The following is a 26,185-nucleotide window of genomic DNA, read 5'->3' as shown; positions in this document are numbered from 1 at the left end:
ATGATGTGGCCAGCGGCTTCCGCACGAGGATGAAAAAGGTTCAGTGAGCGACTGCCCGGACTGCTGGACGGCGGCCCTGGGCTGCTGATGGTCATGGCGCCGATGGGTGAGGGGAAGACCGAGATCGCGCTGCATGCGGCCAAGCTGATGGGCGATGCGGCGGGCACCCCGGGATTCAACCTGGGCCTGCCGACCATGGCCACGACGAGCCAGATGTTCCGGCGGGTGGACGAGTTTCGGTTGCGCCGGGCACAGGGCGCAATCACCTTGCTGCACGCCATGGCCTGGCTGGACTCGGCCTATTCGCCGGACGGCGAGGAGGTCGGAGTGCTCACCGATGACCCCTTCGCGACGCAGTGGTTGCGTGGCAGCAAGCGGGGGCTGTTGGCCGGGCTGTCGGTGGCCACGATCGACCAGGCGCTGCTCGCGGTGCTCCGCGGCAAGCACAACACGCTGCGCATGCTGGGCCTCGTCGGCAAGGTCTTCGTGGTGGATGAGGTCCACGCCTACGACGCCTACATGCAGGGGTTGCTCAAGCGGTTGCTGACCTGGCTGGGCGCGATGAAGGTCCCGGTCATCCTGCTGTCCGCCACGCTCCCGGTCGGCGTCGGCCGCCGCCTTGCCGAGGCGTACCTCAAGGGCGCGGGCGCGCCGACGCAGATGCCTGAGGTGACCTACCCGGGCTGGATCTATGTCAGCGCAAGCGCGGCCGTCCCGGCTCGGGTCGAGGTGCGGGAACGTACCCTGGCGCTTGAGGTTCGGAACGTTCCCATCAGCGCCGACGGCCGCCCCTCGCGCCAGGAGGCGATAGCGGACGTGCTGGCCGAGCTGCCGGAGCAAGGAGGTTGCGCCGCGATCATCTGCAACACCGTCGCCGAGGCACAGCAGACCTATCTGGATCTTGCTGCTCGTCTGCAGGGTGACGTACGGCTGGCGCTGCTGCACTCCCGGTTCCCGGCCTACCGCCGCGAGGAGATCACCCGTGAAGTCGTCGGCTGGTTCGGCAAGGACGCCGGCCGCGACCGGCCGCCCAAGGCGATTCTCGTGGCCACCCAGGTCATCGAGCAGTCCCTCGATCTCGACTTCGACATCATGATCAGCGACCTCGCGCCGATCGCGCTGCTCCTGCAACGCGCTGGCCGCTGCCACCGGCACCACCTCAACGACGTGCGGCGTCCCCATTGGGCGCGGGACATGCGGCTCGTCGTGCTCGCGCCGGTGGACGCCGATAGCGCCTTCAAGATCCCGACGGCGTGGCCGTTCGTCTATCACCGGTCGTTGCTGTGCCGTACCTATAAGGCCCTGCACGGCATGAAGACCGTCGAGATCCCCGGCGACGTGCAACGGCTCGTCGATCAGGTCTACGACGAGGATTTCACCAACCAGGAGAAGCCGTTCACGGAGGAGGACCTGGACCGGATCGCCGAGGATCAGACCCGCGACATGTACGCGGACATGAACACCATCCCAGAGCCGCACAGCCTGAAAGATCTCGTGAAACTGAGCGAGGGTGAGATCGTGGACGAGTACTCCACGCGCCTTGGCGCGGACTCCGGACGGGTGGTCTGCTGCTCTCGGGGTCCCGATGGAGTTCTGCGCCTCGTCGGCAGTGGAGACCCGGTGCCGCTTGTGCCGGGCAGGAAGGGCCGGTTCACCAAGGCTCAGCTGAAGAGCGTGCTGCGGGAGACGGTTCCGGTTCCCGGTACGTGGTTGCGGAGTGTGGACCGGCGTGCGGAGTGGGACAAGAGCCCGCATCTTCGCGACATCGCCCTCATCGAGCTGTCCAACGGCGCCGGCGATCTGGGCCGTCGAAGCGTCAGCTTGTCCGATGATCTCGGCTTGTCTGGGCATGAAGGTTAGCGGGTATGGAGTAACAAGGTTAGGAGGTAACATGCTACGAGATGTTGCCTGCTTGCGTGGAGGTGTGGTAGACCACTGCGTGGAGGTGATCTCGTGGAGATCTGGATCAGGATCAATGTGGCGGCTATCCGTACCGCCCTACGCACTGCCGCTTACCTCGGGATCTGCGTGGCGGGATTCGTCTTAGGACGCATCAGCGTGGTGGCACAGTGGTTCTAGCTCCGCAAATGCGCTCCCCACGCAGGTGGGGGTGAGCCGGTTAGCGGCTATCGCGCGACGAGTATTGCAACTCCTTCCCCACGCCCGTGGGGGTTCGGCTGCTGGAGGATTGAGGATGACATACGACCTGCTCACGCGCGAGTGGCTGCCGGTACGGGCCGGAGGTACCCGGTCGAAGGCCGGGTTGCTGGAGCTCTACCTGCGAGCGCACGAGATTGACGACATCGAGGTGCCCCTGCCGCCGGGAGCGTCGGGGTTATGGCGGGTCTTGACGGTGATCGCCGCCCGGGTGACGGGGCTCGACACCGATCCGGACTGGTTCGACCGGCGGAAGCGGGTCCTGGAGGAAGGCCACTTCGACGCCGACGAGGTCAAGGGGTACTTCGAGCGCTACGCGGGCCGCTTCGATCTGTTCGACACGGGCGGACGGCCCTGGCTGCAGGATCCGCGGTTGCGCGAGCAGTGCCCGAAGAGCTCGGGGATCAACCGTCTGCTGTTGACGAGGCCATCAGGCAACAATCAGGTCTGGTTCACCCACATCAGCGATCTCGACGCACGGCCCGTCCCCGCCGACGAAGCCGTCTGGCACCTGCTCGCCCAGCTCTACTACGGCCCTTCCGGTCGTTGCACGGCCAGGACAGTGAAGGGCCGCACGGAAGCCAACACCAAAGCGGGGCCGCTGCGCAGCGTCATCTCCTTCCACCCGGTGGGTCGCAACGTCTTCGAGTCACTGGTAGCCGGGATTCCGGAGTCGGACAACTTCGGTGTTGCTCCGTGGGAGGCCGACGAGCTCCCCGACCCCCTGGGCCTCCCGCAGAACGTCAACATCCTGACGGGTCGTTTCCAGCACGCCATCCTGCTTCAGCCGTCCGCGGACGGAGAATGCGTGGTCGACGCCTGGCTCACCTGGGCGTGGCGTGATCGAGAGTTCCCGGGCCGCGACCCGTACCTCATCTACCAGCGCAGCAAGCAGAACCAGGAGTACGCACGCCCGGCCAAAGCCACCCGGGCGCTGTGGCGCGACTTCGACGCGCTGCTGCTGGAGGACGTGGGAGACGAGCGCGCCAGCCGCCCCGCCGTACTCAGGAACGCCGAAGAACTGCGCGATGGGCTGCTCCCGCACCTGCGCGTCCGCGCCTACGGGTTCGACCAGGACGGCCAGACCCGGGACAAAGAGTGGACGGTCGCGCTGACACCGCCGATCGGCGACCTCATCACCGATTACGAGCTGGCTCGCGCGGTCAGCGATATGCGCCGACTCGCGGAAAGGCTTGAACTCCACCTGGAGCGTGCACTGCGAAACGCGTGGATAGCGATCAACGATCCGTCCAATGGGGACAGCCCGCCGCAACGCAGGGAGGTGTCCGAGGGGCCGTGGCCCGCCCGTGGAGCGTTCCGTTACTGGGCTTCCGCCGAGCGGATCTTCTGGGAGCGCGTCCAAACCCGTGACTTCGACAAGGCCCGGAATGAGTTCCTGCACCTCGCACTCGACGTCTACGACGAGGTGACCAGCAATGCAGGTGCACTACCCCGCGCCAAGCGCGCGATTGAGCAGAACCGGCCCTACATTATCGCAGCTCTGAAGGAGTTTGCATGGCAGACAAGGCCGATCGTTATGTGACGTACCTGACGGAGGTGTTCGACAGAGAACCCGGGTTGCGCGCCGCAGCGCGGCGTACCCTCGGCCGCTCCATTGATGATCCGATGACGAGGCGCGCAGACGTAGTCGTCGCCAGGTGGCTGCCGGAAGTGTGCCCCCGAGCTGTGGAGACCGCGTACTACACGGTAGCCGCACTAATGGCCAGCCAGCCAAGAAACAGCGCAAAACCAAAAAATGCTTCGTCCAAGGAAAGCCTTGGACGAACGCTCGGCCAGGCGGTACGACACCGCGACCTCAACGAGAGCGGAGTAGAAAAGCGCCTGCATCTGCTGTGCCGACAGGAGGTCGATAGCCTTCACCGACACCTTCCCACATTGATTCGCCAGCTCACGGCAAAGGATATTCAGCCCGATTGGGCAAAGCTCCTTGTAGACCTTGGCCGATGGGGTCACAGCCGTGATCGTGTGGTTAAGGAATGGCTACAGGACTACTACCGCACCGCCCGGCCCCTCAGTAATGAATCTGACCAGGAGAGCGAAGACCAGTGATCACCCCCCGATACCTCGACGTGCACGTCCTCCAGACCGTGCCCTTCGCGAATCTCAACCGCGACGACCTCGGCTCCCCCAAGAGCCTGGTGTACGGCGGAGCGACCCGGACCCGGGTGTCCAGTCAATGCTGGAAGCGCGCCGTACGGCTGGAGGTCGAGAACGCGCTCCACGACCCGGCGGTTCGCACGCGCCGCGTCCCGGCCGAAGTGGCCAACCGGCTGATGAAGCGCGGCTGGTCCGAGGAAGCCGCGCAAGCGGCGGGAGCCCAGATCATCCTGTCGGCCGGCAAGGGGCTCAAGGAGGACAAGGGCAACACCTCCGTTCTCCTCTACCTGCCGAAGGCGGCGCTCGACTCCCTCGCCGACCTGGCCGAACGGCACCGCGAGGCGATCGAGGCGACCGTGGGCAAGAAGGGTGCGAAAGCCGTGCTTCCCACGGGGGAGGTCGCGGCGCTGCTGTCGGAACGGAACGGCGTCATCAACCTGTTCGGACGCATGCTGGCCGAGCTGCCGGGCGCGGGCGTGGACGGAGCCGTGCAGGTCGCGCACGCCTTCACCACGCACGAAGTCGCCCCCGAGATCGACTTCTTCACGGCGGTCGACGACTGCCTGCCAACAGATGCGATCGGCAGCGGCCACATGAACAGCGCCGAGTTCAGCGCGGGCGTCTTCTACCGGTACGCCAGCGTCAACCTGGAGGATCTGCTGGACAACCTCGGCGGCGACGCGACCATGGCCCGCGAGCTGACGACCGAGTTCGTGCGGGCGTTCATCGCCTCGCTGCCCTCCGGCAAGCAGACCTCCTCGGCGGCCAACACGCTGCCCGACTTGGTCCACATCGCCGTCCGCGCCGACCGGCCGCTCTCCTACGCCGCGGCTTTCGAGGCACCCGTGCGTCCGGAAGGCGGCCTGGCTGAGCCGTCCCGCCGGAGACTGGCCGAGTACGCCGCCCGGCTGGAGCGGCTGTGGGGCGCGAGCGGGCTCGTCCGGTCCGGCTACGCCTCCATCGACGAGAAGGCACTCGACGGCCTGGGCGAGGCGCGCGCCTCGTTCGCCGAGCTGATCGACGACACGGTGACAGCCGCCTACCCGGGAGTGTCCGCGTGAGCGGTCTGGTGCTGCGCCTGGCTGGACCGCTGCAGTCGTGGGGGGAACACTCGGCCTTCACCAACCGGGACACGCTGCGCTATCCCACCCGCTCGGGTCTGATCGGGCTGCTCGCCTCAGCGCAGGGGGTACGGCGCGGCCGGCCGTTGACCCCCTACGACGACCTGCGGTTCACGGTGAGAATCGACCGGCCCGGTGTCCCGATGGTCGACTTCCACACCATCGGCGGTGGCCTGGAGCGTGGAGTCCCCACGGCGGAAGGCGGTCAGCGCTCGCGGGAGACGGCCACGATGGTGACCAGGCGGCAGTACCTGTCCGACGCCGTCTTCACGGTCGCCGTCGAGGGCCCCCACACCGATGAGCTCGCCGACGCCTTGCGCAATCCGCGCTGGCACCCTTATCTGGGCCGTCGCTCCTGCCCGCCCGACCAGCCGCTGCTGCTCCGGGCGGATGTGGCCGACCCGGTGGCCGAGCTGGAGCAGCGGGTCCCGATCGCGCGGCGCGGAACCGACCTCCGCGTCGACTTCGTCGTCGAGGGCATGGCCGAGGACGCCGCGGCGGTCACCGAGCTGGCCGACGTGCCGGAAACGTTCGGCAGGTTCGACCGGCGCTACCGGACTCGCAGCGTCAGCCTGATCACCCGTCAGGTGCCCAAGGAGCTGTGTGCCACCGGTGCCGACTACTGGGAGGCGCTGGCGGACTATATGGGAGCGGCGTCATGACCGCATGGCTGATCCGGATCCTGCCCGACACGCGGCGCCGCGACGTGCAGAAGGACCTCGCCGATGCGGACCTGCTGCACAAACGGATGATGCTGCTCGTCCCCGACGACCTCGGCGGGCAGGCACGGAGTCGCGCCGGAGTGCTCTTCCGCGTCGAGGAAGGCCGGACGGGACTGCAGCTGCTTGTGCAGACAACCGTCCCCCCGCAGGTTGACCGGCTTCCCACCGGGTACGGCGAAGCCGCCGTGCGGGAGCTTTCCGGGCTGCTGGCGGCGTTGCAGGCCGGTGATGTGGTCCGCTATCGCATCGACGCCAACCCCACCAAGCGCAACAACCAGACCCGCAAGATCGAGGCCCTGCACGGTGCCGCCGCCGAGACCTGGTGGGCGGCCCGAGCCGCGGCCCACGGCTTGGCCGTACTGACCAGCACGTCTCAACCCCGGCAGGACATCCGCGTGAAAGGTGGGCGCCACGTGGTGGTCCGCTTCGACGGGCTGGCCACCGTCACGGACCCCAAGCTCGTGACCGAGGCGGTCCTGGAAGGCATCGGGCGGGCCAAATCCTACGGCTGTGGCCTGCTCAGCCTCGCGCGGGTCGCGCGGTGAACGGAAACGCGCGGCGCAGACTCACCGCGCCCACCCTCGCGATGCTGCCGCGTGTCGCCGACTCGCTGTCGTTCCTGTACGCCGAGGCCGTCAGGATCGTGCAGGACGACACCGGCGTCTGCGCTCGGATCGAATCCCCGCGGGGCGCCGACCGCATCTCCATCCCGACGGCGGCGCTCTCCTGCGTCCTCCTGGGGCCCGGCACGTCGATCACCCAGGCGGCGATGGCGACCTTCGCCCGGCATGGAACGACGCTGGTGTGCGTAGGAGCGGGCGGTGTCCGCAGCTATGCCGGGATCATGCCCGCCGCGTTGACCACGGTCTGGCTGGAGAAACAGGTCCGGGCCTGGTCATCGGACGACTCACGGTTGGGCGTCGCCGTACGGATGTATGAGAGGCGGTTCGGCAGCGCGCCCGCGGGGGCGACGCTCGCGCAGTTGCGCGGCTTCGAGGGGCAGCGGATCAAGGCGCTGTACAAGCTGCTGGCGACGAAGTACCAGGTCAAGAGGTTCCGCAGGAACTACGACCCCGAGGCATGGGACGATCAGGATCCGATCAACAAGGCCCTGTCCGCGGCCAATGCCTGCATGTACGGCGTGGTCCATGCGGCGGTGCTGGCGCTGGGCTGCTCGCCGGCACTGGGATTCATCCACAGCGGGACGCAGCTGGCGTTCGTGTACGACATCGCCGACCTGTACAAGGCGCGTGTCACGATCCCCCTCGCCTTCTCCCTGCACGCATCGCCCGACCCCGAGCGTGAAGCTCGACGGCAGCTGCGCGACAACTTCCGCGCCTACAAGCTGATGCCGCAGATCGTCAACGACATCCAGCACGTCCTTGATCCGGACGCGGCGGGATCTGTCGGTGATCGCACCAGCGATCTGCTTCACCTCTGGGATCCCACGGCCGGGCCTCTGCCGGCGGGCGTGAACTACGGATTCGAGGCCGACATCGTCGATCCTGAGTCGGAGTAGCGCATGGCGTCCATGGTTGTCATCTCGACTACCGCCATTCCCGATCATGTTGGCGGTGCGTTGTCCCGTTGGCTGATCGAGCCGACGCCTGGGTTGTATGTCGGGACGGTGTCGGCTCGGGTGCGCGATGAGTTGTGGGACGCGGTCAGTGCCAGCGTGGGCGACGGGGCGGCCGTTCTCATCCATCCGGCCGCGACCGAGCAGGGCTTTCTGATGCGTACTGCCGGGCGGCGCAGGCGCCATGTGACCGATTTCGACGGCCTTCAACTCATCATGTTCGCGGCCCCTCAGGATGCTGATGAGAAACCGCCAGTGGACTGGTAAAGGCGCAGGTCGCGAAGTGTCCTCCCCACGCCCGTGGGGGTGAGCCGTCGATGCGGGTGACGGTGGCGTGGGTGGGGATGTCCTCCCCACGCCCGTGGGGGTGAGCCGCTCGCGACCGGATCCGGCTCCTGCTGGGGGACGTCCTCCCCACGCCCGTGGGGGTGAGCCGTCGGCCGGGGCGCCCCCGGCCCTGGCCACGGTGTCCTCCCCACGCCCGTGGGGGTGAGCCGGTCAGTGCCGAGGCAGACGTCTCCACGGTGAAGTCCTCCCCACGCCCGTGGGGGTGAGCCGACGCCGTGATCGACGGCGGGGAGCAGGACTGGGTCCTCCCCACGCCCGTGGGGGTGAGCCGCCGATCGAGATCGTTGCCATCTCCATTGGCAAGTCCTCCCCACGCCCGTGGGGGTGAGCCGACGTCATCGCCCCCGAGGAGGAGAGCGATCCCGTCCTCCCCACGCCCGTGGGGGTGAGCCAGCACCGTCCAGATCGCCAGGAGCGCCCCGGCCGTCCTCCCCACGCCCGTGGGGGTGAGCCGTCGCGCTTGGCTTCGACGGGGTCGGGCATCGAGTCCTCCCCACGCCCGTGGGGGTGAGCCGTCGCAGGAGTTCGCGAACAATCCGTCCAAGGGTCCTCCCCACGCCCGTGGGGGTGAGCCGGCTGGATACTCCGTCGTCACCGCCGGCGCCGTCGTCCTCCCCACGCCCGTGGGGGTGAGCCGAGAGAAAAGGAAAACCCCCGCGTGTAAGCACCGTCCTCCCCACGCCCGTGGGGGTGAGCCCTCGGCAGGGTGGGCCCGGGACGAGATGCGGCCGTCCTCCCCACGCCCGTGGGGGTGAGCCGCAGCTCGGCGCGCTGGCCCTCGACCTGGCGGGGTCCTCCCCACGCCCGTGGGGGTGAGCCGCGCGACTTGGCGAACCGTGTCGAGCTGGGCAAGTCCTCCCCACGCCCGTGGGGGTGAGCCTACGTACGGCCCGGCTCGAGGCCCTCGAGCAAGTCCTCCCCACGCCCGTGGGGGTGAGCCGGCTCACACCATGGATGACATGACTGCGGTCATGTCCTCCCCACGCCCGTGGGGGTGAGCCGCGGCGCAGCAGTCCGATCGCTTTGTCTCGGTCGTCCTCCCCACGCCCGTGGGGGTGAGCCGTTCACAACGCCCCACTCATTGCCGGACTCCATGTCCTCCCCACGCCCGTGGGGGTGAGCCGACCGACGCCCTGGACGCCGCCGAGGCGGAGGCGTCCTCCCCACGCCCGTGGGGGTGAGCCGACCAAAACCCCCTACAACCCGGTGTATGACCTGTCCTCCCCACGCCCGTGGGGGTGAGCCTCTGGACACATGTTTGCCGATGCCGGATATCCGGTCCTCCCCACGCCCGTGGGGGTGAGCCGTGGTATGCGAAGTTCGCTGGCAAGGCGTATCTGTCCTCCCCACGCCCGTGGGGGTGAGCCGGTCACCAACCTCACGCTCAACCGGGTGGTCGAGTCCTCCCCACGCCCGTGGGGGTGAGCCAGTAGCTGCACGAGCTACGACAGGGGGGCGGGGTCCTCCCCACGCCCGTGGGGGTGAGCCTCTGGACACATGTTTGCCGATGCCGGATATCCGGTCCTCCCCACGCCCGTGGGGGTGAGCCGCGGCCGTTGTAGCGGTAGGAGGCGTAACCGTGGTCCTCCCCACGCCCGTGGGGGTGAGCCGCATCTGCTGTCCGGCCTGGCCCGGTGCGGCGTGTTCTCCCCACGCCCGTGGGGGTGAGCCGTTCGACAGCGTTTCGGCTGGTGCCGGGTTTCAGTCCTCCCCACGCCCGTGGGGGTGAGCCGCGCCTGCCCAAGGGCACCACCTGGGACCGCGCGTCCTCCCCACGCCCGTGGGGGTGAGCCGGTGGTCCGGAGGAGAGAATGGGAGTGGCTGCCGTCCTCCCCACGCCCGTGGGGGTGAGCCGTTCGACAGCGTTTCGGCTGGTGCCGGGTTTCAGTCCTCCCCACGCCCGTGGGGGTGAGCCGCGCCTGCCCAAGGGCACCACCTGGGACCGCGCGTCCTCCCCACGCCCGTGGGGGTGAGCCGGTGGTCCGGAGGAGAGAATGGGAGTGGCTGCCGTCCTCCCCACGCCCGTGGGGGTGAGCCGTTCGACAGCGTTTCGGCTGGTGCCGGGTTTCAGTCCTCCCCACGCCCGTGGGGGTGAGCCGCGCCTGCCCAAGGGCACCACCTGGGACCGCGCGTCCTCCCCACGCCCGTGGGGGTGAGCCGGTGGTCCGGAGGAGAGAATGGGAGTGGCTGCCGTCCTCCCCACGCCCGTGGGGGTGAGCCGCATCGGCACCGCCACGCAGCCCACTGCGCAGCGTCCTCCCCACGCCCGTGGGGGTGAGCCGTTGCCCGGCTGATGCCCGAGCCGCTGTACCCGGTCCTCCCCACGCCCGTGGGGGTGAGCCGGAAACGTGGGGGTGGACCATCGGCACCTTCCTGTCCTCCCCACGCCCGTGGGGGTGAGCCGAAGCGGGCGATCCCGTTCAGGCCGTCTTTCACGTCCTCCCCACGCCCGTGGGGGTGAGCCGTACCGCGAGGTGTCACTGCACGCGCAGCTGCGGTCCTCCCCACGCCCGTGGGGGTGAGCCCACGAGGTGCTGGCCGCAATCGTCGCTGTGGCGTCCTCCCCACGCCCGTGGGGGTGAGCCGTTGCTCGATCGGTAGACCGAACGGCTCAAGAAGCCCTGTCCACGCCCGTGGAATACGCACGCATCTACAAACGCCCTTCATGATCGGCAGCAGGAAGCGCCTGCTAGACAGTTGCCGAAACGCCCATGTCAGAGCAGACCGGAGGCGTCGTGGACCATGCCATCGGGCGGTTATCGGATGGGTCGCGACCCACGGCACATGCGTATCACGGCGCGATGGCGTCCAGCGGATACGTGGTCGATAGGACGATCGGGCGTGGGCCAGTGGGCAGTGACACCCCTCGGACACGCACTCTTTCACTATGTGAGGGCTGAGGATCACTTCGGCCCTCACTTTCGCTTTCTGGGGCAGGTAGGTCAGCTGGAGGCCGAGCCGCTGGTAGACCGGGGCCTTGAGGTCGGCCGGAGCTTGTCTTACGGCCTGGGCCACATCGCCGATCTTGCTGATGACGGCGGTGATCTCCTCCCGGGATGGCTTTCTCCTTCCGGTGCGGGTGCGAAGCTCGGCTTCGAGCTTGAGGCGTTCGGCTTTGGCTTCGGTGATCCACTTGCTGATCTCTTCGAGATCGCCGCCTGCCTCGACGGCAGCGCGGTAACGGGCCATCTTGGCTTCCACCTGGGCGAGCTTGGCCTTGATGACCTCGGCTTTGGCGTCGTGGCCGTCATCGAGCTGGTCGGCGTACATTGTGTCGATGGCCTGGGCGATGCAGTGGGGAGCGAACGCCTTGCAGAGCCAGCGGTCGACCTTGGGGAGGATCACGTCCTCTCGCAGATAGACGTTGCGAGGGTGGTCGAGCTTGTTGCTGATGGCGTACTCGCGCGGGAAGGTGCAGCGGTAGTACGGGGCGTTGTTGACCCACTGGCTCTGCATCTTCCGCTCGCAGATCCCGCAGATCATCAGCCCCTTGAAGGCGTAGGGGTGACAGGTGCGGGGCTCCTTGTGCGGCGTGGCGCTGCCGCGGCCGGCTAGCAGGTCCTGCACATCGCGGAAAGTGGCGTCATCCACAAGCTGGGGATGGACGATCCGCTCGGAGAAGATCCACTTGTCGTGGGCGTTCCACCGCTGCTTGGTCGTGTGACCGAGGGTGATGTCCTCGACGTCCAGCAGCGCCTCGTCCTTGCGCTGACGGTTCCACACCTGACGTCCTGTGTAGCGGGGGTTGGTGAGGATCGCGCGGATGGCGCTCTTGGACCAGGCGATGCCGCTGCGGTGCCGGTTGCGCCGGGGATCGTGCGCCGACGGGCTGGGGATGCCGTCTTGGGTCAGGCCCTCCGCGATGGCGAACAGGCCCTTGCCTTCTAGGAACTCCTGGAAGATGCGTTGCACGACAGGCGCGGCGTACGGATCGAGGTCCAAGCCGTGGAGACGCTTGCCGTCGGCCGCCTTGGCGGGGTTCGGGTGCGGGCCCAGGTTGATGAGCTTGTAGCCGTACGGCGGGCGCCCGCCGAGGTAACGACCCTCGATCTCGGCCATGGCGGCCATCGCCGTCCGGACTCTGACCTTGATCCGGTTGCGCTCTCCCTTGCTGACGCCGCCGAACATGAGCATGATCAGCTCGTGGGCCTCGTTGGCCCGATCGATGGGGCCGCCGACCTCGGGCACCCACAGTGGCACCCGGTAGTGGTTGAACAGCTCGAAGGTGTTGCCGAATTGGTTGCCGTAGAAGGCCCATTGCGGCTCGCCGACCACAACTGCGTCGAAGCCGCGATCGGGGTTCTTCAGTTGAGCGAGGAGGGTACCGGCCTCGGGACGGCGCCGAGGCGGGATGGAGCGCAACTTGTCCACGTCGAAGAACTCCGCCACGATCTGACCGCCTCGCGGCTCCACGAGCATCCTGGCGCACCGCAGCTGCCATGCCTGGGACGCTTCGGGATCCTGTCGGTCCTCGGCCATGCTGACTTGGCGAAGTCGGTGACTGTGGTGTTGTCGTGCGTACGGCCTCGCAGCAGGTCGACGGTGGATCTGGAGGAACTCCGCCAGTACTTCGATGATCGATGCCGTGCCGTCGTGAGCGTCCCTTACGACCCGCATCTTGAAGAGGACTCCGAGCTGGACCTGAACCGCCTGGCGAAGGACACACGGGACGCCTACCTGGTGTTGGCTGCCACAGTCGGTGACGCCCTCGGCATGGCGAAGCAGCGCAAAGTCGCTTGACGGGCACAGGCAATCAACACAAGTCCCGAGCAAGGCACGAGTTTGGAGATGTGGATGAGCACCGACTCCACAGCCGATTCAGCGGCACTGCATCCACCTTTGACCCGCCCATAACAGGCGCCACCTCCACAATCACGGATAGGACGCCCAGTAACGTTGATCTAACTGTCCGCGATTAGTCTTGCGACGGTCGCGGTCGCATGTCGAGCGAGGACAGCGATGAAGCTGTGGAACTGGTTGATCACCAAGATCAAGTCTCCGCGAACTCATACCCCAGCCCTCGCCCGAACCCTGCTACGGCTCCTCCCCAAGCTCGACCAGCCCCGTCCCGACCTCACAGGGCACAATCCAGAGGCGCGCAAGAAACTCAACAACTGGCGCAGCTCGGAGGCCAATCTCAGGCGAATCATCGATCAGCTGGCTTCGGCCGGGGACCCCACTGTGGCCAGAGCGTGCTGGCTGCTGGCCACGACTGTTCGATATCAATCGGGTAGGCGGGACGATACCCTCGCCGCCTATGTCGACGCCCTCTACTACGACCGAGACAACGCCGAGTTGTGGCATGAGCTTCTGGACTATGCGGCTGCCGCGCCGTACATCCCTATGCTGGTTGAGCTGTTCAAGCGCATGCCCAGGCACGTTCGCCCCGACCTGCTGGGATACTTTGTCGCTATCTCCGACGGCCGGGACCGCATGGGGAATCTCGATCCCGATCATGGCCATGACCTGCGTGAGGCCCTCTTGCTGAAGGCGCAAGCCGAGGGGGATCTCGCCAGCGTCGCTCTCCTTGCAGGAGAAGAAGGCCGACGTGCCGAACAGGCTGGCGACTTAGACAGCGCCGTCCGATTCTGGCGTACTGCGACACAAGCGGGCAGTACCGACGCGGCAGTCGCCGATCGCTTCACCATCTGGCTCGTCCAGCAGGGGCAGTACGCCGAAGCCGCCCAGGTGCTGCGTCAGGCTCTCACCACGCCACCCAAGAGCGCCACGGTACGGCAACGCCTTGAGAAACGGCTCGCACGCTGCGAAAAGGCACTCAACTAGCGATGATGAAGCTCACCGGCAGCTTGGGGACATCATCCCGATGATCAGCTCGGCTGCCCCAAGGCAACGTCGACGAGCGGGCCGTCCCAGCCGGTCTGGGTCTTCCAGATGACCGAGACCTTGAATGCCTGCTCGATGAGATCGACCGCCCACAGATCCTGAGGCTCCTTGGGCAGAACCAGGAACAGATCATCGGCCTGGTCGCCGCCTGCCCACTCGATCTCCAGGAGGCGGGCGGCCTCGTGGCGCAGCTCGGCATAGCTTCCCAGCTCACGAGGTGAGACCACATAGATCGCAAGACCGCGCTCGGTCTTGCAGACGATGTCCGCGAACTCACCATCCGGCTGTGGCTCGAGTTCGTTGCCGAACAGTTCACCCATCAGCAGGTGCTTGATGCGGCGATGCGTCGACTGCTTGCGATCGGCTGCCACCCGGTCCTTCAACGCGGCAACCAACTGATCGCGATTGTGATACTCCGCCTGAGGGATGGCCTCGACCTTCTCGGCACGGGCCGGCGCCGTCGTGGCAGGGGCAGGCCCACCCAGCTCGGGCGGAAGCGGAGCCGAGTGCAGGACGGTCAGCGTCTGCGTGCATCGGGTGAGCGCGACGTAGAGCCGCCTGAGTCCCACCGCGCCCTGCTGCGCCAGCCGCTGTGGTTCGACCACGACGACGTGGTCGAATTCGAGACCCTTGGCGAGCTGGGCGGGCAGGACGGTGACCTGCTGAGTGATCCCCGGGAGTTCTGAGTCCTGGGCTGCCGCGACCGCACGGGTGATCTCGGTGAGGAGGTCGTCCTCGGCGGGCGTGATGACGGCGACCGATCTGGTCTGGTCTCCGTCCTTCATCGCGAGCCGAAGCGCCCGGCTGACGGCCTCGGGAACGATCCGCTGACGGGTGACCGATCGAACGTCCAGGGCGTTGGCGGATGGCGGACGCACCGGGACCGGGATCGTGGTGGAGGGAGAGATCGCTCTACCCAGCCTGGCGGCGAAGGTCATGACCTCCGTCGGCACGCGATATCCGGTGGCGAGTTCGGCCACGTGCCAGCCGTCGGCGCCACTGAGGATGCCGGCCAGGCGCTCCCAGACGTCGTACTGGCGGATTCCGGTGCTTTGGGCCAGGTCACCCAGCACCGTCATCGAGCCGGTCGGGCACCGCCTGGCGAGCGACCGCGCCTGCATCGGCGTCAGGTCCTGTGCCTCGTCGATCACCAGGTGGCGGAAGCGCAGCCCCTCCTCTCCGGACAGCAACCAGCGCAGCTCGTCCAGGCACACCAGGTCCTCGGCCGACCAGGGTTCCTCGGCGACCCTTTTGGCCTGCGGCCGTAAGATCGCCTCTTGCTCACGGAGGGTCAGCACGCCGAAGGCGGCCGAGCGAAGCGCCTCGGTGTCCGCCAGCAGGCGACGAAGCACTTGTTCGGGAGTCGTGGACGGCCACACCCGGTTGAACACGGGGACGAGTGATGCGTGCCTCTCCAGTTGGCTGCGGAACCTGTCGTCGTTGGACCTGGTCCTGGTCGCCTCCGCGTACTGCCTCATCAGCCAGTCCACCGTCGTGTCGATGAACCGGCGGCGCCGTACCTGGTAGGGCCCGGTGGCCTGGCGCGCCTCCCGCATCAACCGGGTCAGCTCTTCCTGGCCGATGCGCAGCGTCGCCCCACGGAACGAGAAGGACACCTCCTCCCGCGGAAGCAGATCCTCCCTGATCAGTCCCTCCACCGCGTTGTGCAGGACCCGCGCCATCCGATCGTCGGACTTGACCAGGCGCGCCTCGGCGGGATCGGTCCCGCGGACCTCGCCGAGCCAGAGCTGGGCCACCTCGACGGTGGCGACGCCGCGGCTGCCGAGCCGGGGAAGGACGTCACGGACGTACTGGAGGAAGCCCTTGTGCGGACCGATGACGAGCACCTGGTCGGGAGTGAAGTGGCCGTTGTCCAGCAGCCAGGTGACCCGGTGGAGGCCGACCGCGGTCTTGCCGGTGCCCGGGCCGCCCTGGATCACCAGCAGGCCCTTGCGTTCGTCTGCGACGAGGCGGAGCTGGTGCCGCTGGATCGTCTCGACGATGTCCCGCATCACACCATCGCGGGCCAGGTCGAGGTCGGCGAGCAGGAACGGGTCCGGCTCCTCCTCGCCGGCCGGCGCGGGAACCGTTTTCCCCTCGGAAGTGATGACCTGGATCTCGGTGTCGCTGTAGTCGACAACCGTGCGGCCCTCGCAGCGGAGTTGCCGTTGCAGACGCACGTCGCCAGGCTCGTCGGGCGTGGCCAGACGCCATTTCGTGGCCTGCGGGGCCGTCCACTTGATCAGTACGAGATCACGATTCTCGTCCCGCACCGTCGCCCGGCCGATGTACCAGGTGAGCTTGTCGTCCGGGTCTTCGGTCAGGTCCACCCGCATGGTCACCAGGGCGAGATGGCCGGTGTCCTCCCTGCGGCCGTACTCCCGCGGCGCATCGGAGAAGGGAGACAGACCCGCGTCCGGGCAGTCGTCCTTGTGCCTGCGCCGGAAGTCGTCAACAGCCTCCCGGTCTTGTTCGAGGCAGGCGTAGATGTGACTGACGGCCTGCTGTTCCTCCGCGATCACCGCGACGCGGTCGACCGTGCTCATTCGCCCTCCGGGAATGCCTATAGATGCTCACGGAGCGGTCCAATGCGAGCATGTCGCAATGGTTTATCACCTGTCGGTGCCGGATGCCATGGCCATGGGTGGAATACAGCCGTGAGGCCGCCGAGCTATTCGCCCCAATTGCCGCGAAGGTCCTCATGCTCCTTGTCCGAAAGTGGGTTCGGGCTTTCGAACCCTTCGATGGTTAGCCCCGACTCCGGCGACATGGGATGGCGAGGCGGCAAAGATGCATAACCGGTCGTTTCATCGAACTCCAGGACTTCCCAGGTGAAACCTGTCATCCAGGTTTCGTCGCGCTGCGCGAATCCCAGCAGCGCGCGAATCAGCTCCTCCCGGGAGTGAGCAACAGCCCAGACGTGCCGCGCCGCGCCGCCCGCCCGATGCTCCATCAGATAGTGGTCGGCCCCGGCGATCTTCACGACCTGGACGTACCAGTCGCCGTCTTCGAGTTCGACCAGGAGGGAGCCGACGTACGGCAGGCCGCCGACGGCCCACTCGACCGCTTCGCGCGTGGGCACCACGACTCCGTCACCGAGGACGACGGATGCCATCAGGATTCCTTCGTGCACGTGAGCACGATGGTGGTGCCGACCTTGACCTTGCTGCCGGGACGGTGGGACTGCTTGGTCACCGTCCAGTTCTCCGGCAGCAGCACCATCGTGTCGTAGGGGTCCTGCGAACCCAGTTTGATGTCGGCGAACTCATCCCAGCCCTGGTCGACGAGCCACTGCTTGGCGATCGCCGCGTTCTGCCCCCTGAAGTCGGGGAGCTTGACGTACTTGGACTTGGTCTGCGCAGGCTCGGGCAGCCGGGTGTCCTCCGGCTTCGCCTGGGCGGCTTTGGTGGTGCTCGCCGGCTGCGGCTCCGCCGTACTGGTGGACGAGCCGCCCGCGCTGCCCACGGCGACGCCGCCGAGGCAGCCGGCGCCCAGGGCGAGGAGGGCGATCAGCGCGACCGCCGCACCGGAGAAGCCGCGCCGCGCAGGCGGGGGCATGGGGGGTTGGTAGGTCATGGGGCGTCCTTGGTGATCAGGCGGCGAGGGCCGCGTCCAGGTAGGTGATGTCGCTGGTCACGACATAGAGGCGCCAGCTGAGCCAGCGGGGCCGGGACACGACCGTGACGTGGACGTCGTGGGCGTTCAGCCACGTGACCAGGTCGGCGAAGTAGCCGTCTCCCGAGCCGATGACGACGCGCTCGAAACGCAGGTCGATGCGGTCGTTGACGGCCATCTCGGTCAGCACGCTGTCGGCGCCGTCCGGGCCGGATCGGGTGAGGATCTGGGCGCCGTGGATCACTCGGCCGACCTCGACCAGGGAGCGGGGGTTGACCCCGACGACGAACTGGTCCAGCGGCCCGATCGGGATCCGCTGCCGGTATTCGGTCATGGTGCGCGCGACCTCCGCCGTAGTGGGCGAAGGCGACGCGGTCAGGTTCTCGATGTCAAGTAAGTGGATTGCCCGGCCACTGCGGAGGGATCGCATAACAGCCCCAGATGCCTCGACTGCATCGCCGAGAACCACCATAGATGCTGTGAACTCGATATGCAAGCAGTCTTATCGTGACAGCCATAGCAATAGCTGCGCTGCGGATGGGCGTTCGCTCGGGTTCTTGCGTAGAGCGGCCGCAGCGATGTCCCGCAGGGGTGCGGGAAGCATCCCCAGGTCAGGGTCATGGTGGAGGATCTGGTTGGCGACGGCCCAGGCGGATGAGCCGTCGAAGGCCAGGCGACCGGTGGCGGCGAAGTACATGGTGGCGCCCCAGCTGAAAATGTCCGAAGAAGGGCCCGCCTGACCGCCTTCGACCTGCTCGGGGGACATGAACGCGGGGGTGCCTTTCCACCCGCCCGAGGTGGTGAGGCGATCGAGTGCCCGCGCGACGCCGAAGTCGATCACGCGGGGGCCGTCCTGCGCCAACAGGACGTTGGCCGGCTTGAAGTCCCTGTGCACGACACCGGCTCCATGGATCCCATTGAGCGCGGCCGCCGTCGCGATGGACAGCCGGATCAAGCTGTCCGGAGGACGCGGCCCCTCACGGCGAACGAGCTGGTCGAGCGAGGGACCGTGGACGTATTCGCTGACGATGTACGGCACGCCGTCATCGATGCCGACATCGACCACCCGCGCCGTGGCGAACGCCGGCACGCGCCGAGCCACATTCGCCTCGGCGAGGAAACCCTCGTGCTCGCCGTGGGCGACGCGGGCATGCAGGAGTTTGAGCGCGACTTCCCGGCCGTCGGGAGATCGCGCCAGGTAGACAGCACCCTGCCCGCCTTCGCCGATCTTCGCCAGAAGGGCGTACCGGCCAACCCACCGAAGCACGGACGGAGCGGGTGGAGCGTATGTGACGTGAGTGATCGGCCGCGTACGCACAGCACTCGCATGACGTACCTCGGAGGGCGCCAGCTTGTTCCGCAGGATGAGGAGGTGAGCCGTTCCGCCCACGCAGACCCCGAGCCAGACGAAGGAGGTGACCGTCCAGCGCGGGTCTTCCTTGGGGACATGCTCCAAGACCGAGGCTGCCGCCAGAACGCCCACCTCAACCGCGAGGTAACCTGCCGCCGCGATCCACAAGGTACTGCTGCGCAGCCGGTAGGCCGCATACGCGATCATGAACGGGATCGGCATCCCGCCGCAGCAGAAGAACGGCACCAGTGCCCAGCTCAGACCCGGAGACTGCCCGGTCCGCCGCGCGGCCCGATCTGAGCCGAAGGTCATGATCCGCATAATAGGCAGTGATTAGCGATAAATCGCGACCTTGACCGAGTCAAGAGGACGAACCACCCTTACAGTTGGGACGCGTGGATCGAAGTCAGGTCGTGGTGCGGAGGTCGGAGGACGGCAAGTCCATCCGCGTGGGCAAGGTGCTCTCCCGAGAGAAGGGCGTCTTCTCCGTCCGGTGGAACGACGATGGAACTGAGGAGAACCTGCGGCTGGACTCCCGCAACCAGCTCGCCATCGAGGGGACGCTCCGCTTCATGTCCCTGATGGACCCGGACGAGGTCATCAAGAAGTTCACCGATGATCCCCTCGGAGTGGTACTCCAACTGCTCATCGAGCACCCAAAAGGACTGAAAGCCCAGGACGTCAAATCGAAGCTCCTGGAATTCGGTCTCGACGAAGCATCCGTGGACAAGGCATGGAAGCGGATTCAGCCCAAACTCGCCAAACACGACAGCGTCGAACTGGCATCCAACGTCTACCACGCGCGACCCTCGGAAACGCCGTCGTCTGTGGCGTTGCCGGACGCCGACAAGGCCGAAGAGATCCCGACGCCCGAGACATCACAGGCCGTCGCATCCAAAGAACCGGCTGGATCATTCTCGGAGCGGCTAGCCAAGCTCCTTGATGCCAAACAGTCGCGCGATATCCAGGAATACCTCGCCGAACCACTCCACACTGGAGTGGCCCTTGGCAGGCTGGACGTTCCAGCGATCAGCACGTTCTTCGGTGAGCTGGATGAGACCGATCGCCGGATCTTCTCCACGCTGTTGCTTGCCGTACCGAAAAAGACTCCGGTAGAGTCGCTGTCGCCTGAAATCTGGCAGGGTGTGCTTATTGCCGCGATTGCCGAGCTTCGCTCCCAAACATCATCAGAGCTCCTAACCGCAGCCAGATGGTTGCTGCGCCGGGTAGCGGCACGCCCCGAAATGTCCAGTGAGCTGGTCCGGCCATTTATTCAGCTGGCATTGTTCCTGGCCAAGGATCCGCAGAAGGCCGATCTCGAGGTTCTGGATCTCGTGGCACATGCCCTGAGCCGAGCCATTCCACATCTGGGCAAGGATGTCGTCTCGCCCGAGCGGGTCGCTTTACTGGCGCAGCCCCTGCCTTTCTCTGACAAGGGCGGCCGGGTGCCGCTCATGGTGGCGGTGCATCAACGATGGCCCGGCAGCCTGCTGAGCCCTCGATGGTGGGATGGCGCCACCACGGCGAGCCTCGTCGAGTGCGGTCAAGGACGGTTCGGCAGGATCATCGCCTCGCCTGAGATACTTGAGTCCGTCGTGCGGCCGCTGCTGGAGCGCGAACTGGCCGAGGTGACCACCCGGGCCAGGCTTGGGCTTTTCCTGAGCCTGCCCGCAGAGCTGGCAGAACAGTTGCCGATTCCCGCGGTCGCCAACGCGTTCCGACGAGTAAGCAGACACGACCCCATCGCGGCGGGCTGGGCCGAGGCGCTCAGCGGCCACGAGCAACTGGTCGCGGCAAGAAACGAGCTACAGAGAGCACGCGAAGAGGCCGAGACCGCGACGGCCTTGATGACCGAAGCGGAGCGCCGGGCTCAAGAGCTCTCCGAACGGTGCACCCGGCTGGAACGCGAACTACATGAGACGCAGACCAGCGTGCTTCGAAGGCGGGCATCGCAGGACCGCCAGCTCCAGATCGACGTCATGAGGGCGCTCGCCGACCTGGCAGCCGAGGTCGAAGAGCTCTCAGCTCGAAGCGTCTCGTCCGAAACCATGATTTCGCGGATTCACGGACTTACATCTGCCTACAAAATGACACCAATCGGGACAATTCATGAAAAATCAGTATTTGACCCAAGGCGCCACAAGGCCATCGCCGGTGACCCCGAACCCGGCGAAGAGGTGATCATCCGCCGACCCGGCTACGTCTGGTCCTCATCCACCGAAGAGGTGGTGCTTCACAAGGCACTAGTTGAACACCAGAAATAAGCGGATAAGCCAGGAGAATTGTCGTCGCCATGCCGTACCGTGGCGGTTGATCCCCACGGTTGAGGAGTACGGATGGCCGCAGAGCACGCAACCGGCATCGACTTCGGCACGTCTACATCCCTGGTGGCCGACCAGGTGGGCCGACTGCCGCTGGAGATCGTGCCCATTGGGCACAGCACGACCTGGCTGCCATCCGTTGCCGCCGTCTTCGGTGACACCTTGCTGGTGGGCGAAGAAGCGGAGGATCAACCCGCCAATCGGATCATCAGGTCGGCGAAGCGGGCCATCACAGAGAACCGCAAGACGCTTCGCATCGGCAACGTTGAAGTCAACGCTGACAAGGTGATCGTCGCCCTGTTGCGAGAGATCGCCCGCCGAGCCGAAGCAGCAGGGCAGCCGCTCAGCGACGCTGGAGAGGTCAGGCTGGGCTGCCCCGCGATGTGGACGGGAGACCAGCGTGAACGGCTGCTCAAACTTGCAGCGGAAGCCGGCTTTCCAGTCACTGGTGCCAGCCTGATCGACGAGCCGATCGCCGCAGGGGTCGCCTGGGCCACCCACCGCTTCTATCAGCCGGGAAAGCGGCCCCATGGGAAGTTGCTCGTCTTCGATATGGGCGGCGGCACGCTGGATATCGCTGTCCTCGACATCGCGGGCCGGGACCAGCCGGAGATCTCGGTGCTGTCCGCCCTCGGCAGTGCGGAAGCAGGCGACACCTTGGACAGGGCGATCGTTGGTCAACTCGCCCTGATGCTGGCCAAGCGCGGGATCGTCATTGGCGACCTGCCCAACCCGCATCTCGTGGAGGCGTTACTCCTCAACGCGGCCCGCGAGGCCAAGATTCGCCTCACCTCAGCGGAATCCCACCGAGTGCTGACCCGTGGCCTGGACTTCCCCGAACTGATCTACACCCGCGAGCAGTTGGTCGAAGCGTTTCGCCCGCAGCTTGATCGAGCCGAGGCCCACATCTTCGCCGCACTGCGGAGCGCGAAGATGACCGAGACCATCCCGCTTCCCGATGGCGGCACCCGGACGCACTCACCCGAGGAACTGCGCCGCCTCGGACCCGATGGGCTGATCAATGAGATCAGGTACGTCGTGCTCGTGGGGGGCATGAGCCGCATCCCCTATGTGGGCCGGCGCCTGGGCGCCCTGTTCCCCAAGGCCGAGGTGTTCGACACCACCAGCGTCGCACCTGAAGAGGCGATCGTGGCCGGCCTGGCCAATACCACGGAGTACGGCAGGCTGAACCTGCACCGGCCCGGCTTCGATTTCATCCTGGAGTGGGACTCGGGCCAGGAAGTGATCTATCGCGCCCACACGCCTCTCTATGATCCCTGGCAGGCGTTCTCGATGTCGACGGTGTACTACGACTGGCGCGCGGCCGGCTCCGGATGCCCGCGGCAGGGTGTGGGCCGGCTGCGTGTGCGCTCCATCACCGGCGAGACCGTCAAGATCCGCATCAACGACGAGCCACGAGACCATCTGAAGATCCGGCTCGGTGAACCGGCCGCCTTCAGGCTGTACTGCGACGGCCGGATCGTCATCACCGACGGGCGGGGCGAGACGGGAAGCCTGCGTGTCGACCGATGGCCGGTGATCCACAGCGGGAACTTCGCCGAGCTGGTGCTCAAGCGAGTAGCCCCTTCTCAGGGGCACGGCCGTGAGCCTGACTGGGGCTACCTCCAGAAGGAGTGGGCTCCACCGTTGCCAAAGCGTTGACGAGCAGCACAGCCACCGAGGTGAGCCACAGGCTGAGTGCCCGGCGGGGACTCAGTTCCTCCCGAACCCGCTCACGAGCCGCCCGCAGGTTCCGCAGTCGCCCCTCGTGCATCCGTCGGATGCTTGGGTTGGTCTGCTTGGCCAACCTTTCCTCCACATTCCGGATCTGGAGATCGATGGTGTTCTCCTGCGCCCGAATGCGGCCATCCACCAGTGCCGCGTTCTCCTGCTTGAGGATGAGCTCAGTCTTGCTTTGCCGCGCGGCGACCAGTTCTTGCGCTCGGTGCCAGAGGTCCAGCAGATTGCCGGGAACGCTCGTGTCACCGTCTTGCAAGGCACCCTCGGCCAGGGCAGTGAGCAAGGCGTCTCCGGCGCCCTCGGACGGCTCGCCCGTCTCGACGTCCACCGCGGTGGTCCACAGCTCCAACCGCGGACGGAGCCCGTCGGACTCGGCGAGGTCGATGGTCATGAGGTAGCGACGCCCTTCGGGCAGACCTGGTACCGCCACTGAGCCGAACCTCTGGAGAGCCAAGTTGTCCTCGCCGAGGACTTCGATGGCGAGCTTGACGAGGGGATGCCGGGCGGAGAGAAGATCGACGTCGAGTTTGCTGGCCACTTCGGGGTCAAAGGTGCATTCGACAGGGGATCGCTCCTGGAGCCGGGCGGCAAGCTTGTAGCGCGGATACGTGCTGCTGGTGCTGTCGCTGTGGCTCTCGCGTAGCCGTGTCGCCAGCTCGGGCGTACCGATGATCTGGTGGACGCCATGGTTGTCCGTCTTCGCCCATCGCCCGCCGTACTTCTGGAAGAGCCGGTCGATCATTCCTCTTATCTCGGCCGCACCGACGAAACGACCGTTGCCGGGGCCGTTCTCCGTGAAGCCCTCCACGAGGAGGCTGTCCAGGCCTGCCAGCAGTGAACGAGAGGCGTTGAGCTCGTCGGTGTCGAGGGCGCGCCCCTCGGTCGCGACGGCGATCCTTTCCAACTCCCGGTCTCGTTGCTGCGGGGTCAGGCTGGGGTCGAGCAGTTTGGCGAAGCTGTCACGCAGGATGGGCTCCAGCTCTCCGATGGCGTTGTGAAAGATTCCGATGCGGTCATAGAGCCGCTGAAAGATGTCGGTCTCTATCGTCCCGGGAACCCGCATGTTGTAGATGAAGATCTTCTCATGCTGCTGGCCGAACCGGTCCAACCGGCCGATGCGCTGCTCAACGCGCATGGGGTTCCATGGCAGGTCGTAGTTGACGAGCACCTGGCAGAACTCGAAGTCCAGACCTTCGGATCCGACCTCGCTCAGGAGCAGGATCTCGAACTTTCCGTCGCGGAAGTCCCGCATGATGTCCTGCCGTTCGATGAGCGGCACGCCACCGTGCATGACCCGGCAGGTGAAGTGCTCACTGAGCCGGCGTTGCAGATAGGAAAGCGTCCCGCGGAAGAACGAGAAGATCATCGCCTGGTCGATCCCATGTTCGCGCAGCCGTAAGAGCTCCTCCAGCAGGCGCTCGAACTTGGTGTCGCGCTGCACAGGCCGGATCTTGGCCAGGTGCTCACGGAGCGGGCCGAGGTCCTCGGCTTCGAGCTCGTCATCGACCTCATCGAGGTCGTCGACGTCGTCGAAGAGGTACGGCTCGCGCCGGCGCATGACCTCCTGCGAGGCGGGGATGCAACTGGCGGCCTGCCGTAGCGGCATCTGCATGATGAACCCCGGCGGCACTCCCTTGGACCAGGCACGAAGCCAAGCCCAGCGGTACACCGCGTCGTAGTAGGCGCGCTCCTCGGCGGTCCATTCGACGTCGATGTTCCGGGGCTCACGAACGGCCTTGCGGTCGGGCACGTCGGCTTTACGGGTTCGGGTCAGCACGCCGCTGAGCACGTTGAGATCTGCCAGAAGCTGTCTGGCCCTGGCCTTCTCCTGGTGAGTGAGAGGCCGGTCCGCATCGAGCAGCGTGCGGAGCACGTGGTAGTCAGGGCGATCGGTGATGTTCCGCCCGAACCGCAGCCCATCCAGCCGGTCCAGCTCGGCCAGCAGCTCCCGGGGGTGCTGGTTGCCGACGAGCGCGCTGGAGACCTTGTTGAGCACCGCGTTGGGTTCCAGCTGCATGGCAAAGGTGTCGCGGTCGTTGAAGTTGCCCTCGTCCAGGAGGTTCACCAGGTTGAACAGATCGTCGTTGCCCAGGTTGAGAGGGGTGGCGGAAAGCAGCACGAGGTAGTCGCTGTTGTCGGAAAGGTGCTGGCCCAGAGCATTGGCCTTGCTCTCCCGGTTTCGCATGCTGTGCGCCTCATCGATGATCACCAGGTCAAAGCGCGGCTGCAAGGCGGAGAGCCTGGTGAGGACCTTGTCGGCCTTGCGCAGGGATTCGATCGAGACGATGGCGTGAAGGGTCGGGTCATCTCCGTCCTCCACCCTGTCGAGCCACTCGTCCAGGTCTCGTGGCCGCAGCAGGTCCAGGTTCCGATCGAAGCGTCGCCGCATCTCGGCCTGCCACTTGTACTTGAGCACCGAAGGAGCGATGACCAGCACCCGATCGAGCTTTCGGCGTTGCTCCAGCTCGCTCCAGATCAGTCCCGCCTCGATGGTCTTGCCCAGACCGACCTCGTCCGCGATGAGGATCCGGCCGGACGAACCCGTGAGGATCTTGAGCACCGGTTTGAACTGGTAAGCACGGAAGACCGTCTTGCTGGAGGCGAACGAGTAGATCGTGTCCGTCAGTGGGTGAGTCAGCTTGGTCCAGGTCAGAGTGAGCGCGACATCGTCGGCTCCGGCCGGCTCCTGAGCGAGCCAGAACTCCATGTCGTCCGGATCTCCGGCGACCCCTTGAAGAGACTGCTCGGTGTAGCGGCGCTTCTTACCCCTGATCTCCACCTCGTAGCGGTAGCCGAAACCGCTTGGCACCACCTTGATCACGTTCCCCACGACGGAGCCACCGTCGGGCTTGACGAGATCACCGACTCGGTAGCGCGCGTCATCGCCAAGCGGCTGGGCTTGCTTCCACATCTCCTGCTGAACCGCCCAGGCAGCGATGAGGTGCCCGGAGTCCATGGAGCGACGTTCAGCTCCCGCAGGCTCCGACGTGACACCGTCGAGGACCACCACCGCGTGCCAGTCCTCGTCGATCTCGACAGCGTAGGTGCCTCGATGGAGAAGACGTGTCACCAGACTGGCCGGCATGCCGCGAACCTCCTGCGCGAGCGCCTTGAACCGATCGCGGGAGCCGTCCGGCACGGCGCCGATGACCAGGCAGGTGGCGAGGTTGAGTGGTTCCAGCCAGCGCAGGTCGGTTGTTGAGGGCCGGTATAGCAGGTCATCCGACATAAAGACTCCTGCTGCTGTGAACTTCGGACACAGCAGATATCTA

At 66.4% G+C, this 26,185-nt stretch carries 18 protein-coding genes, 1 pseudogene and 1 CRISPR repeat array; of the genes and pseudogenes, 12 read left to right on the top strand and 7 right to left on the bottom strand.

What is annotated here, in order from left to right:
* Positions 1-87 precede the first annotated feature (87 nt).
* The 8 genes from cas3 (at position 88) to cas2e (ending at position 7,961) form a co-directional block, all read left to right on the top strand.
* The gene (gene cas3, locus BSB02_RS26405) at positions 88-1,860 is read left to right on the top strand and encodes a CRISPR-associated helicase Cas3' (protein WP_338064361.1); all 1,773 of its coding nucleotides are present in this window, start codon (positions 88-90) and stop codon (positions 1,858-1,860) included.
* A 334-nt stretch (positions 1,861-2,194) separates the two neighbouring features.
* Complete coding sequence (gene casA / locus BSB02_RS26400; RefSeq protein ID WP_084962972.1) at positions 2,195-3,700, top strand: type I-E CRISPR-associated protein Cse1/CasA; 1,506 nt, start codon at positions 2,195-2,197, stop codon at positions 3,698-3,700.
* Positions 3,673-4,227: a type I-E CRISPR-associated protein Cse2/CasB gene (casB, locus tag BSB02_RS26395; protein WP_084962970.1), complete on the top strand. Its 555-nt coding sequence runs from the start codon at positions 3,673-3,675 to the stop codon at positions 4,225-4,227. The genes casA and casB overlap by 28 nt, the downstream gene beginning before the upstream one ends.
* A complete protein-coding gene (gene cas7e / locus BSB02_RS26390) occupies positions 4,224-5,336 on the top strand; it encodes a type I-E CRISPR-associated protein Cas7/Cse4/CasC (RefSeq protein ID WP_206184893.1) in 1,113 nt (370 codons plus the stop codon). Before casB ends, cas7e begins: the two co-directional genes overlap by 4 nt.
* Complete coding sequence (gene cas5e / locus BSB02_RS26385) at positions 5,333-6,058, top strand: type I-E CRISPR-associated protein Cas5/CasD (RefSeq protein WP_084962969.1); 726 nt, start codon at positions 5,333-5,335, stop codon at positions 6,056-6,058. Before cas7e ends, cas5e begins: the two co-directional genes overlap by 4 nt.
* On the top strand, positions 6,055-6,663 hold the full coding sequence (gene cas6e / locus BSB02_RS26380) for a type I-E CRISPR-associated protein Cas6/Cse3/CasE (protein WP_084962967.1): 609 nt from the start codon (positions 6,055-6,057) through the stop codon (positions 6,661-6,663). Before cas5e ends, cas6e begins: the two co-directional genes overlap by 4 nt.
* Positions 6,660-7,637, top strand: a complete 978-nt coding sequence (gene cas1e / locus BSB02_RS26375; RefSeq protein ID WP_084962965.1) for a type I-E CRISPR-associated endonuclease Cas1e — start codon at positions 6,660-6,662, stop codon at positions 7,635-7,637. The genes cas6e and cas1e overlap by 4 nt, the downstream gene beginning before the upstream one ends.
* Positions 7,638-7,640: 3 nt before the next feature.
* On the top strand, positions 7,641-7,961 hold the full coding sequence (gene cas2e / locus BSB02_RS26370) for a type I-E CRISPR-associated endoribonuclease Cas2e (protein ID WP_084962963.1): 321 nt from the start codon (positions 7,641-7,643) through the stop codon (positions 7,959-7,961).
* An 18-nt stretch (positions 7,962-7,979) separates the two neighbouring features.
* A CRISPR array of direct repeats spans positions 7,980-10,628; the repeat unit is 29 nt; unit sequence GTCCTCCCCACGCCCGTGGGGGTGAGCCG.
* Between the two features lie 813 nt (positions 10,629-11,441).
* On the opposite strand, the pseudogene BSB02_RS43660 reads toward cas2e, so the two are convergent.
* Positions 11,442-12,101 (bottom strand): annotated as a pseudogene (locus BSB02_RS43660) (recombinase family protein); the annotation flags it as partial.
* On the opposite strand from BSB02_RS43660, the gene BSB02_RS42495 reads away from it, so the two are divergent.
* Both BSB02_RS42495 and BSB02_RS26355 read left to right on the top strand, forming a co-directional pair.
* On the top strand, positions 11,988-12,782 hold the full coding sequence (locus BSB02_RS42495) for a hypothetical protein (RefSeq protein WP_240506663.1): 795 nt from the start codon (positions 11,988-11,990) through the stop codon (positions 12,780-12,782). The pseudogene BSB02_RS43660 and the gene BSB02_RS42495 overlap by 114 nt on opposite strands.
* Positions 12,783-13,001: 219 nt before the next feature.
* Positions 13,002-13,826 carry a tetratricopeptide repeat protein gene (locus BSB02_RS26355; protein WP_084962959.1) on the top strand — a complete coding sequence of 275 codons (825 nt, stop codon included), beginning with the start codon at positions 13,002-13,004 and terminating at the stop codon, positions 13,824-13,826.
* A gap of 44 nt (positions 13,827-13,870) precedes the next feature.
* Here the strand turns inward: BSB02_RS26355 and BSB02_RS26350 are convergent, their stop codons facing one another.
* From BSB02_RS26350 to BSB02_RS26330, 5 genes are all read right to left on the bottom strand, one after another.
* Positions 13,871-16,432 carry a HelD family protein gene (locus tag BSB02_RS26350; protein ID WP_084962957.1) on the bottom strand — a complete coding sequence of 854 codons (2,562 nt, stop codon included), beginning with the start codon at positions 16,430-16,432 and terminating at the stop codon, positions 13,871-13,873.
* Positions 16,433-16,557: 125 nt separating this feature from the next.
* On the bottom strand, positions 16,558-17,001 hold the full coding sequence (locus BSB02_RS26345) for a hypothetical protein (RefSeq protein ID WP_084962955.1): 444 nt from the start codon (positions 16,999-17,001) through the stop codon (positions 16,558-16,560).
* Positions 17,001-17,462, bottom strand: coding sequence for a PASTA domain-containing protein (locus BSB02_RS26340; RefSeq protein WP_084962953.1), 462 nt, complete (start codon positions 17,460-17,462; stop codon positions 17,001-17,003). Before BSB02_RS26340 ends, BSB02_RS26345 begins: the two co-directional genes overlap by 1 nt.
* Before the next feature lie 16 nt (positions 17,463-17,478).
* A complete protein-coding gene (locus tag BSB02_RS26335; protein WP_084962951.1) occupies positions 17,479-17,835 on the bottom strand; it encodes a PIN domain-containing protein in 357 nt (118 codons plus the stop codon).
* Between the two features lie 168 nt (positions 17,836-18,003).
* A complete protein-coding gene (locus BSB02_RS26330) occupies positions 18,004-19,164 on the bottom strand; it encodes a serine/threonine-protein kinase (protein WP_158088728.1) in 1,161 nt (386 codons plus the stop codon).
* Positions 19,165-19,247: 83 nt separating this feature from the next.
* On the opposite strand from BSB02_RS26330, the gene BSB02_RS26325 reads away from it, so the two are divergent.
* Both BSB02_RS26325 and BSB02_RS26320 read left to right on the top strand, forming a co-directional pair.
* Positions 19,248-21,116: a hypothetical protein gene (locus tag BSB02_RS26325; protein ID WP_143591162.1), complete on the top strand. Its 1,869-nt coding sequence runs from the start codon at positions 19,248-19,250 to the stop codon at positions 21,114-21,116.
* Between the two features lie 72 nt (positions 21,117-21,188).
* Positions 21,189-22,835: an Hsp70 family protein gene (locus BSB02_RS26320; protein ID WP_084962944.1), complete on the top strand. Its 1,647-nt coding sequence runs from the start codon at positions 21,189-21,191 to the stop codon at positions 22,833-22,835.
* Here BSB02_RS26320 and BSB02_RS26315 read toward each other — a convergent pair.
* On the bottom strand, positions 22,744-26,142 hold the full coding sequence (locus BSB02_RS26315) for a DEAD/DEAH box helicase (RefSeq protein ID WP_158088727.1): 3,399 nt from the start codon (positions 26,140-26,142) through the stop codon (positions 22,744-22,746). The two genes, BSB02_RS26320 and BSB02_RS26315, sit on opposite strands and share 92 nt — an antisense overlap.
* Between the last annotated feature and the right edge of the window lie 43 nt (positions 26,143-26,185).

The organism is Thermoactinospora rubra (assembly GCF_002093975.1).
Taxonomy (GTDB): domain Bacteria; phylum Actinomycetota; class Actinomycetes; order Streptosporangiales; family Streptosporangiaceae; genus Nonomuraea; species Nonomuraea rubra_A.
This window is presented reverse-complemented; position numbering and strand designations above follow the sequence as displayed.